At 42.2% G+C, this 8,934-nt stretch carries 8 protein-coding genes, 1 tRNA gene and 1 pseudogene; 5 read left to right on the forward strand and 5 right to left on the reverse strand.

What is annotated here, in order from left to right; genetic code table 11:
• Positions 1-46: 46 nt before the first annotated feature.
• From HMPREF0027_RS10795 to tldD, 3 genes and pseudogenes are all read right to left on the reverse strand, one after another.
• Positions 47-514, reverse strand: a pseudogene (locus tag HMPREF0027_RS10795) (GNAT family N-acetyltransferase).
• Between the two features lie 2 nt (positions 515-516).
• Positions 517-777, reverse strand: a complete 261-nt coding sequence (locus HMPREF0027_RS10800) for a type II toxin-antitoxin system TacA family antitoxin (protein ID WP_005625192.1) — start codon at positions 775-777, stop codon at positions 517-519.
• A gap of 120 nt (positions 778-897) precedes the next feature.
• Positions 898-2,358, reverse strand: a complete 1,461-nt coding sequence (gene tldD, locus HMPREF0027_RS10805; RefSeq protein ID WP_005625193.1) for a metalloprotease TldD — start codon at positions 2,356-2,358, stop codon at positions 898-900.
• A gap of 129 nt (positions 2,359-2,487) precedes the next feature.
• On the opposite strand from tldD, the gene tilS reads away from it, so the two are divergent.
• The gene (gene tilS / locus HMPREF0027_RS10810) at positions 2,488-3,747 is read left to right on the forward strand and encodes a tRNA lysidine(34) synthetase TilS (RefSeq protein ID WP_005625195.1); all 1,260 of its coding nucleotides are present in this window, start codon (positions 2,488-2,490) and stop codon (positions 3,745-3,747) included.
• A gap of 99 nt (positions 3,748-3,846) precedes the next feature.
• Here the strand turns inward: tilS and tpx are convergent, their stop codons facing one another.
• Positions 3,847-4,347, reverse strand: coding sequence for a thiol peroxidase (tpx, locus tag HMPREF0027_RS10815; RefSeq protein ID WP_005625197.1), 501 nt, complete (start codon positions 4,345-4,347; stop codon positions 3,847-3,849).
• A 131-nt stretch (positions 4,348-4,478) separates the two neighbouring features.
• Here tpx and HMPREF0027_RS10820 point away from each other — a divergent pair, with 131 nt between their 5' ends.
• The 3 genes from HMPREF0027_RS10820 to accA all read left to right on the forward strand — a co-directional run bounded on the left by HMPREF0027_RS10820 (position 4,479) and on the right by accA (position 7,700).
• Positions 4,479-5,204, forward strand: coding sequence for a 1-acylglycerol-3-phosphate O-acyltransferase (locus tag HMPREF0027_RS10820; protein ID WP_005625199.1), 726 nt, complete (start codon positions 4,479-4,481; stop codon positions 5,202-5,204).
• A gap of 7 nt (positions 5,205-5,211) precedes the next feature.
• Positions 5,212-6,627 (forward strand): multicopper oxidase domain-containing protein, encoded by a 1,416-nt coding sequence (locus HMPREF0027_RS10825; RefSeq protein WP_044024526.1) that lies wholly within the window; start codon positions 5,212-5,214, stop codon positions 6,625-6,627.
• A gap of 119 nt (positions 6,628-6,746) precedes the next feature.
• Complete coding sequence (accA, locus tag HMPREF0027_RS10830; protein ID WP_005625202.1) at positions 6,747-7,700, forward strand: acetyl-CoA carboxylase carboxyl transferase subunit alpha; 954 nt, start codon at positions 6,747-6,749, stop codon at positions 7,698-7,700.
• 141 nt (positions 7,701-7,841) lie between these two features.
• Here the strand turns inward: accA and HMPREF0027_RS10835 are convergent.
• Positions 7,842-7,917: transfer RNA gene (locus HMPREF0027_RS10835), tRNA-Thr, on the reverse strand.
• Between the two features lie 102 nt (positions 7,918-8,019).
• Here HMPREF0027_RS10835 and pdxY point away from each other — a divergent pair.
• Positions 8,020-8,880, forward strand: coding sequence for a pyridoxal kinase PdxY (pdxY, locus tag HMPREF0027_RS10840; protein ID WP_005625204.1), 861 nt, complete (start codon positions 8,020-8,022; stop codon positions 8,878-8,880).
• The last annotated feature ends 54 nt before the right edge of the window (positions 8,881-8,934 follow it).

An 8,934-nucleotide genomic window follows, 5' to 3' on the forward strand; every position in this document is an offset into this window, starting at 1 on the left:
CGAAAACCGATAATTTGTAAAATATCAGTCAAAAATGACCGCTTGTTTAGAGTTTTAACATTAAAACCATCTCATCAATGGGTGAACATGAAAAACCATACTTTAAATAAAATTGTTTTGCTTGCGGGTTTAACGCATGAACAAGCAATGCTTTTACCCCGATTTGGTTCGCCACCGTCTTCGATTTTAAGACCGCATCTTTTAACATTGATACGCCTAACTGCTTACCCAGTGCTGAGCAATCGACAGATAATCTACCTAAAATGATCACGGGAATCGGATCGGGCATATTACGTCTTAGTGCGCCTGCAACAAACTGACGACTCACCGAACCGGCAGATAAACAATAAAATCCCATCACCTGTTTATTCTCATCACACACAACAAAGGTTTTACTGGCATTATTTTGCTGATTTTTCAATGCAGTACGTTGTAGCCATTGATCTAACACGACTTCTCCTCACTGAAAATATCGTACAATATGCTGCTCGGAAAACAGTTCAGGAGCATGCATTTTTACTCCCACACTGCTTTGGTATTTAACAGATTATCTAACCCCGGATTATCCGTTGTCGGTTGCTCTAACAATCGGTTAAATTGCTCAAAAGCCTGCTCATTTAATTGGAAAACAGTACGATCTAAAATCACATTTTGGGCAGCTTGGCATGCAGTTTCTAACATAAAGTCAGAACGTGTCTTACCTAAAATACTTGCCGCATAATCAATTAAATCACGCTGATCAGGCATCGCTCGTAAATTAATTGGCGCAGTTCTCATGCTTCCTCCACTTCCATGGATACACAATAGATATACATCTTAAAAAATTTAACGAAGTAAGGCAATCACAATCTCTTTAGTATAAAAAACAGCAAGATCGTTGAATCTTGCTGCCTTTATTTACCCTCGTCCGCCAATCGTAATCTTATCTAACTTCACGGTCGGTTGGCCTACACCGACCGGTACGGATTGCCCTTCTTTACCGCAAGTGCCGATACCTGGGTCGAGTTCCATTTTCTTGCCGACCATTGAAACCTGCTGCATAGCGTCAATACCGCTGCCGATTAAGGTTGCGCCGGTAACCGGTTTAGTGATTTTACCTTTTTCGATTAAATAAGCTTCTGAAGTTGAGAACACAAATTTACCCGAAGTAATATCCACCTGACCGCCGCTGAAATGCGGTGCGTAAATACCGTAATCAACTGATTCAATCATTTCCTCAAAGCTGTGCGATCCTTCTGTGAGATAGGTATTTGTCATACGGGGCATTGGTAAATGTGCATACGACTCACGGCGGCCATTGCCAGTTGGAGCAACTCCCATTAAACGGGCGTTAAGTTTATCTTGGATATAACCTTTCAAAATACCGTTTTCGATCAATACGTTACGTTGCGAAGGAATCCCCTCATCATCCACTGTAATCGAACCTCGCATATCCGGCACCGTACCATCATCAACAATAGTACAAAGCGGCGAAGTCACTAGTTCGCCAATTTTGCCGGTAAATAGTGATGATTCTTTACGGTTAAAGTCGCCCTCTAAACCATGCCCAACCGCTTCATGGAGTAAAATCCCTGGCCAACCCGCACCCAATACAATCGGCATCGTGCCAGCCGGTGCAGGCATTGCGCCTAAATTGACTAATGCCATACGCACCGCTTCTTTCGCCAGATAAACCGCTCGAGTGTCACCGGTCATTTCTCCGTTAACCACTTGCGGTTCAAAGAACCAGTTTAAGCCGAAACGTCCACCGGCACCGGCAGAACCTCGCTCACGTTTACCATTTTCTTCTACCAATACCGAAACTGATAAACGCACTAATGGGCGAATATCCGTTGCAAGCGTGCCGTCTGTTGCCGCCACTAACATCTCTTCATAAACCGCTGAAAGCCCTGCATTAACTTGAATCACTCGAGGATCTTCCGCACGTGCAACTTTATCGACTAAATGCAGCAGTTCTACTTTTTGCTCACGGCTTAACGTATCTAACGGATTGACCGACGCATAACGTTTGATCGCATTCGTTTGTTTGAAACTTTTTACCGATAATTGACCGCTTGCATTAGTAATCGAGCGAGCTGCGGTCGCACATTGTTCAAGCTGGCTCAAGCCGATTTGGTCTGCATACGCAAAGCCGGTTTTCTCGCCCGATACTGCACGCACACCGAAACCACGGTCAATATAAAAACCGCCCTCTTTGATAATCGAATCTTCTAACGACCAACTCTCATCTTGGCTTAATTGAAAATAGAGATCCGCATAATCAATTTGGCGATTCGCAAAATGATCAAGCACTTTACTCAAGTGCGATAACTCAAGCCCACTTGGTGCAAGCAAGCTTTCTGAAACTTGATTTAACATTGTTTTTCTCTTCTTAATAAAATTCTTTAAATTTTAACATATTAAAACCGGCTCTCACTGCTCTTTTTCAAAAACAGTCGCTGAATAATGATAGAATGAGGAAAATGACCGACACAGATAAGGCGCAATATGTTACTGGATACACTTCAAACACAGTTTAGGCACTATTTCCCGACTCAGCGGGATTTTGTGCTTGGCTTAAGCGGTGGTATTGATTCGATTGTGTTATTGCACCTGTTAGCCGAACTCAAACTCAACTTAAGAGCGGTACATATTCACCATGGGCTTAGCCCGAATGCCGACAGTTGGGCAGCTTTCTGTGAACAAGTTTGCAAGCGGTTAAAAATCCCGTTTATTTTGCAAAAAGTTACGGTGGATCGCAGCGAAGGTATCGAAGCCGGCGCCAGAACGGCACGTTATCAAGCAATCGGTGAAATTATTCTACCTAACGAAGTGTTAGTGACCGCTCATCATCTTGATGATCAAGCAGAAACTTTCTTGCTTGCCTTGAAACGTGGCAGTGGAATCAAAGGGTTGTCGGCGATGCAAGCGGTCGGATTTTGGCAAAATTTTACCATTTTTAGACCGCTTCTTAATGTGAGCAAAACGCAAATCGAACAATATGCGCTGCAACAGCAATTAACTTGGATTGAAGACGAAAGTAATCACGACAGCCATTACGAGCGTAATTTTTTACGCAATGAAGTGTTGCCGATTATGAATCAACGCTGGCAGCATTTCAGTCAAATGGTGGCTCGTTCTGCACAGCATTGTGCCGAACAACAAATGTTATTGGAAGAATTACTCACTCAAGAATTACAACGCTATGCGGACTTTTCTGAAAAACGCTTAAATATCAAAGATTTCCCACAATTTTCTGTAGCTAAACAGCAGCAACTTATTCGTTTATGGCTGGAAAAATGCGGCACACAAATGCCAAGCACAGTACGGCTGATACAAGTGATTCAGCAAATGATTTATACGAACGTTGATAAAAATCCACAGATTAAATTAGCCGATTTTTGGCTGCGCCGTTATCAACATCATCTCTATTTAACCGGTGAATTGCTTGAACTGGACGATTTTTGCCAGCTGCTCTTTGCCCAACAATCGTTAACGCTACCGGACGGAATCGGTGAGCTACAGCATTTAGGCGACAGCATTATTTACAAAAAATCAGGCAAAATTAACCGCTTGCTATTACCGGAAGCCTTAGTGGATGCCTCATTACAAGTGAAATTAGCTCACCAAGGCAAAGTAGCGCAATATGGTAAGCCAATGCGGGAAGAGATGAAAAAGCTCTACCAACAAGCACAAGTGCCGGTCTGGTTACGTAAACGCACGCCGCTTATTTTTTGGGATGATCAGTTAGTTTTTGTTTGTGCCTAGCTTTGGCACACAAAAAAGTCCACGTTTTGCTGCGTGGACTTTTTGTCGATAAGCGGTCATTTTTGCTAAATTTTTTGCAAATTCTACCGCTTGTGAAGATTACGCTAAAACGGCTAATGCCGCGTCGTAATTCGGTTCAGTTTTAATTTCTGCCACTAATTCGCTATGTAATACACGATTATTTTCATCTAACACAATCACCGAACGTGATGTTAAACCGGCTAATGGTGAGCTTTGAATATCGACACCAAGTTGTTGATGTACTGCTTTATGACGGAAGGTTGAAAGCGTTTGTACATTTTCAATACCTTCTGCACCACAAAAACGTGCTTGCGCAAAAGGTAAATCAGCAGAAATACATAAAACGACCGTATTTGTTAAATCCGCTGCTTTTTGGTTAAACACACGTACTGAGGTTGCGCATATACCGGTATCAATACTTGGGAAAATATTTAACACTTTGCGTTTACCGGCAAAATCTGTCAAAGAAACATTCTCTAAACTATTATTCACTAATGTAAAATTTTCAACGGTTTCGCCCGCTTGTGGAAAGTTACCCGCTACATCAATCGGGTTGCCCATTAATGTTACCTTGCTCATATCAAACTCCTATTATGGTTAAAAGCCGACCTAATATAACGACTTTTAATCACTGTTTAAACCTTTTAATAAAATAAGTAAATTTTGTTATACTGCGTGCAATTAAATGTTGATTTTTTAAAGGGCTTATTATGCTAAAACTCGCTCGTATTCTTGCGGTCGCCGTGACTGCGATTCTTATTTCTATCATTGGTACGATATATGCTTTTATCCGTTTCCGTCACCCTAGCACGGTCGGCATCGTAGCAAGAATGTATGCCTCAATGCACAAACTGGTCGGTTTAAAAGTGATTTATCGTCCACGTCCGGAATTTACTCAACCGGCAATCTATATCGCTAACCATCAAAATAACTACGATATGTTAACTATTGCCGGTATCGTGCCGCCTCGCACTGTTACGATCGGTAAAAAAAGCCTGATTTGGATTCCATTTTTCGGTTTGGTGTATTGGGCAACTGGCAATATCTTTATTAATCGAGAAAAACGCAGTAGCGCAATTAGCACGATGAACAAAGTCGGTGAAATTATTCGTGAGCGTCAAATTTCCATTTGGATGTTCCCGGAAGGTACTCGTAGCCGCGGTCGTGGCTTATTACCTTTTAAAACCGGCGCATTTCATACTGCAATCGCAGCAGGCGTACCGATTGTGCCAATTGTGTGTTCTTCGCTACATAATAAGGTTGATCTCAATCGTTGGGATAACGGTACGGTCATCTGTGAAAGCTTAGAGCCGATTGATGCGAGCGGTTACAACCGTGACAATATCAAAGAATTGATTGAAAAATGCCATAGCATTATGGCAGCCAAAATTGCTGACTTAGATGCTGAAATTGCAGCGTTAGATGCCAAGAAATAAGCACATAATGAAACAAAATCTGACTCGAAGACAACTACTGAAACGCTCCGCATTAGCCGGAGCTATGCTTTCTGCACCCAGTACACTTTTTGCCGCAGAACGCCAACCATTACGCATTCCGCCAATTATTGAAGTGGGGCGCGGTCGCCCTGTTCGTTTGGATTTACGTCCGGCACAAACACAATTTAATAAAGGAAAATTGGTGGATGTTTGGGGCGTTAATGGGCAATACCTTGCGCCGACCGTCCGAGTAAAATCGGATGATTTTGTCAAACTTACTTATGTGAATAATCTACCACAGCAGGTTTCTATCAATATTCAGGGGCTATTAGCACCGACTGAAATGATCGGTTCGGTGCATCGTAAATTAATGCCGAAAAGCAGCTGGTCACCGATTCTTTCCGTCCATCAACCCGCTTGTACCTGCTGGTATCACGCTGACACCATGCTAAATTCTGCGTTTCAGCTGTATAGAGGTTTAGCCGGACTTTGGATCATTGAAGATGCCAATAGCAAAACGGCATCGCTACCCAATAAATATGGGGTGAACGATATTCCGTTAGTCTTGCAAGATCAACACATTAACAAAGACGGCATTCAGCTGCTCGATTTAAATCAGAAGCAATTCTTTGGCAAACGTTTATTCGTTAACGGACAAGAATCGGCTTATCACAACGTGGCACGAGGCTGGGTACGTTTACGTATTGTTAATGCATCTTTATCACGAGCTTATGAGCTACGTTTAGATAATGATAAGCCGTTACACGTGATTGCAACCGGCATGGGAATGCTTGCCGAGCCGGTGGAAATGCCGAGCGTCACACTTGCTCCTTCCGCTCGTATTGAAGTGTTAGTCGATCTGAATGACGGCAAAACCGTCTCTCTGATAAGCGGTCAAAAACGGGATATTTTTTACAAGGCAAAAAGCCTATTCGCCGATAATAACGATTTGGTTGATAATGTTATTTTAGAACTGTATCCCGAAGGAATGGCATCGGTGTTTACCACTAAACCGTCATTACCGGCTTTCGATTTAGATTCGTTCCAACTGAAAATCGCACAGGAACGTCGTATCGCGTTACGCCCGTTAGATCGTTTAATTAACCAACAGCGGTTTGATCCTAAACGTATTGATTTTACGGTTAAACAAGGCAGTGTGGAACGCTGGTACATTATCAGCAACGAAGCGGTCGGTTTTACCCTACAAGGTGCAAAATTTATTGTTGAAACCCGAGATCGTAAACGTGAACCGCATAAACAACTAGCGTGGCAAGATACCGTATGGTTAGAAAAAGACCAAGAAGTCACCTTATTGGTTCGCTTTGACCATCTCGCTTCTGCCCAACTACCGTTCACCTTTGGCGTTTCTGACTTTATGTTAAGAGACCGAGGTGCAATGGGACAATTTGTCATTGAGGAATAAGCGGTCGGATCTGTTACGAAAATTGCAAATTTTTTGCAAAAAAAACACCGCTTTTCTGCCTATTTTCCTTCTATCACTGATAGAATAGATAGAATTTTCTGCAAAACAGGATTGAAAGAATGAGCCAAGAATATTTAGATTTTGAATTACCGATTGCCGAGCTTGAAGCTAAGATTGAATCGCTTCGTGCTGTCAGCGCGCAAGACGGTAAAATTGATTTAGATGATGAAATTAAACGCCTACAAAAGAAAAGCGAAGAGCTGACGAAAAAAACCTTTGCGAACTTAGATGCATGGCAAGTATCACGTATGGCACGCCACCCGAATCGTCCATATACTTTAGATTATATCGAACATATTTTCACCGAATTTGATGAATTAGCCGGTGACCGTGCTTTTGCTGACGACAAAGCGATTGTCGGTGGTATTGCGCGTTTAGAAGGTCGTCCGGTAATGGTTATTGGTCATCAAAAAGGTCGTACAACCAAAGAAAAAGTAAAACGTAACTTTGGTATGCCGGCACCCGAAGGCTACCGTAAAGCCTTACGTTTAATGGAAATGGCAGAGCGTTTTAATATGCCAATTATTACCTTTATCGACACACCGGGCGCATACCCTGGTATCGGTGCGGAAGAACGTGGTCAGGCGGAAGCTATCGCGCGCAACCTACGTGAAATGGCGCAATTAAAAGTGCCGGTTATCTGCACGGTGATCGGGGAAGGTGGTTCAGGCGGTGCATTAGCGATCGGTGTGGGTGATAAAGTAAATATGTTGCAATATTCAACTTACTCGGTTATTTCACCGGAAGGTTGTGCTTCAATTTTATGGAAAAGCGCAGAAAAAGCGTCAACCGCCGCAGAAGTTATGGGCTTAACCGCACAACGTTTAAAAGAGTTAAACTTAATTGACGGCATTGTTGCTGAGCCATTAGGTGGTGCACATCGTGATGTTGCCCAAATGGCACAAAACCTTAAAGAACGTATTTTAGCGGACTTAGCTGACCTTTCACCGTTAAGCACAGAAGATTTATTAGATCGTCGTTACCAACGCTTAATGAGCTACGGATACGTTTAAACGAAAACAAGCGGTCGGATTTTGGCAAAATTTTGCGGAAATCTTACCGCTTTTTTATGCGCAAAAAAATAGACAATAAACTAAAAGTTAGAAATTTGTGTGAAGAATAAATTTGAAGAAATAAAAGGAAATAAATAAGAATGGTGCCGACTACCGGAATCGAACTGGTGACCTACTGATTACAAGTCAGTTGCTCTACCTACTGAGCTAAGTCGGCATACTTCGTTGGAAGAGCCGTTATTATAGGTATTTTTACTATACATGCAAGTTTATTTCGCCCAAATTATCCACAATTGAACATAAAAAAGGAATCAAAAGAATGAAAAATATCCTCTCTATTCAATCCCATGTTGTATACGGTTATGCAGGAAATAAATCCGCAACTTTCCCAATGCAATTACTCGGTGTGGATGTATGGGCATTGAATACGGTGCAATTTTCAAACCATACGCAATACGGTAAATGGAAAGGTATGGTGATTCCAAAAGAACAAATCGGCGAAATCGTACAAGGGATTGCCGAGATTGATGCACTTAAACATTGCAATGCAGTGTTATCCGGTTATATCGGTTCGGCAGAACAGGTAGAAGAGATTGTTAAAGCCTATCAAGCGGTTAAATTACAGAATAAAAATGCAATTTACCTGTGTGATCCGGTGATGGGCCATCCGGATAAAGGCTGTATCGTGGCGGACGGAGTCAAAGAAGGCTTAATTAATATCGCCATGGCGCACGCAGACATTATTACACCAAATTTGGTCGAGCTTCGAGAACTAAGCGGTTTAACCGTTGAAAACTTTGAGCAAGCGATCGAAGCGGTTAAAGTTATTTTAAGCAAAGGCCCGAAAAAAGTCTTAGTCAAACATTTAAGTAAAGTAGGCAAACAAGCGGACAAATTTGAGATGCTTTTTGCAACGGCTGAAGGCATTTGGCATATTAGCCGCCCACTCTATCAATTTGACAAAGAACCAGTTGGCGTAGGCGACTTAACCGCCGGACTCTTCTTAGCAAATTTATTGAATGGTAAGTCAGACTTAGAGGCATTCGAACACACGGCAAATGCGGTAAATGATGTGATGGAAATCACCGCAAATTCCGGTGTATATGAGTTACAAATTATTGCCGCAAGAGAACGCATTGTGAATCCAATTAGCACATGTAAAGCGGTTAAAATCGCCTAATATTGCCACAAAAAAGCCGACCAATCTGATCTGCACCCCAAAAGTTGGACTAAA

Origin of the sequence: Actinobacillus ureae ATCC 25976 (genome assembly GCF_000188255.1) — a bacterium.
GTDB classification, from domain to species: Bacteria; Pseudomonadota; Gammaproteobacteria; order Enterobacterales; family Pasteurellaceae; genus Actinobacillus; species Actinobacillus ureae.